Origin of the sequence: Oceanobacillus sojae, from assembly GCF_900162665.1 — a bacterium.
GTDB classification, from domain to species: Bacteria; Bacillota; Bacilli; order Bacillales; family Amphibacillaceae; genus Oceanobacillus; species Oceanobacillus sojae_A.
The window spans coordinates 1-1,298 of the sequence record NZ_LT727799.1; the positions used below are offsets into that span (position 1 = coordinate 1).

Below are 1,298 nucleotides of genomic sequence, written 5' to 3' on the forward strand. Positions count from 1 at the left end.
TGAACTGACCCCTGTCAAGTAGACAAGAATAAAAAGCACATTTATGCAACCTGAGTCCTGAAATGATAGGGGCTCAGGTTATTTAATTTCTTCTGGAATCGTTGATGATTGTAGAATCTAATATATTTATTTACAGCATTCCGTACTTCTTCACCTGTTCTGAATGAATATAAGTTGAAACACTCACTTTTGAAGTGGCTAAAGAAATTCTCCATACAGGCATTGTCCCAACAATTTCCCTTCCTGGACATACTTGCTTTCATCTGATATTTTTTAAGTAAGTTGTTATATTGACGGGATGTATACTGGAATCCTTGATCACTGTGCAGAAGGACTCCTTTTACATTCCTTTTTTTCTTCGCCTTTTTCAAGGTATCCATCACCAGTTTCAGATCATTCCTTCGGCTTACATGGTAGGCAACAATTTCACTGTTATATAAGTCTTTGATAGCAGACAGGTATAGTTTTTGTCCGTTAAAAATCAAGTAAGTGATATCTGTTACCCACTTTTCATTTGGCTTGGAGGCCACAAAATCCCTGTTTAAATGGTTGTCTGAGATGACATAAGCTTCTTTCTTTCCATAGTACGGCTTTTTCTTTCGGATAACTGCCTGTATAGTCATTTCCCTCATAAGTCGCTGCACACGCTTGTGGTTGATAAGAAGACCGTAAATCTTCCTTAGCCATATCTGGATTCGTCGATATCCGTAAATTCCCTTATATTTCTTATGGCATTCCATAATTTTCTTCTTGATTTCTTCGTCCTCCAGTTGCTTTTCACTAGGTGTTTCCTGCCGCTTTATCCATTTGTAGTAGCCACTTTTCGATACCTTAGCTAGTTCGCACAACAACTGTATCGAATAGGTTCCCTTAGACATTTCTCTGATCACTTCATACTTTTTTGATGTTGGTACTTCATCCATTCCTCCTTTCACATCTTTAAAAACTTTTTTAGCATTTCATTCTCTGCTTCTAAGCGTTTGATCTTTTCATCGGGATTTTCAGGACGAGTTCTTGGTCTGCCTTGACCAACTCCTCCTGCTCTACCTCGTTTTTCCTCAAGTCCTTTTGTTCCCTCATTATTAAAATGGTTTACCCATCTTCTTACTTGATTTTTATCAATGTTCATTTCTCTAGCTATTGTGTTATAACCCATCCCATCTTTGAGATGAAGGTTAACAACTTTCTTCTTAAAGTCAATATTATAAGTTTTTCGTTTCTTCCCCACAAAAAATCCCCCTATAGTAGACAGATTAACGTGCTTTCTTTTTACTGTCTACTATAGGGGGATCATATCA

2 protein-coding genes are annotated in these 1,298 nt (G+C 37.2%); both read right to left on the reverse strand.

Annotation, left to right across the window (positions count from 1 at the left end):
* Positions 1 to 41: 41 nt before the first annotated feature.
* Complete coding sequence (locus tag BN1068_RS00065) at positions 42 to 923, reverse strand: IS3 family transposase (protein ID WP_077600811.1); 882 nt, start codon at positions 921 to 923, stop codon at positions 42 to 44.
* A gap of 8 nt (positions 924 to 931) precedes the next feature.
* On the reverse strand, positions 932 to 1,228 hold the full coding sequence (locus BN1068_RS00070; protein ID WP_077600812.1) for a helix-turn-helix domain-containing protein: 297 nt from the start codon (positions 1,226 to 1,228) through the stop codon (positions 932 to 934).
* Positions 1,229 to 1,298 lie beyond the last annotated feature (70 nt).

Bases quoted from the DNA above. Each gene is read 5' to 3' on its own strand.
- BN1068_RS00065 (WP_077600811.1), bottom strand. From the start codon at position 923: ATGGATGAAGTACCAACATCAAAAAAGTATGAAGTGATCAGAGAAATG.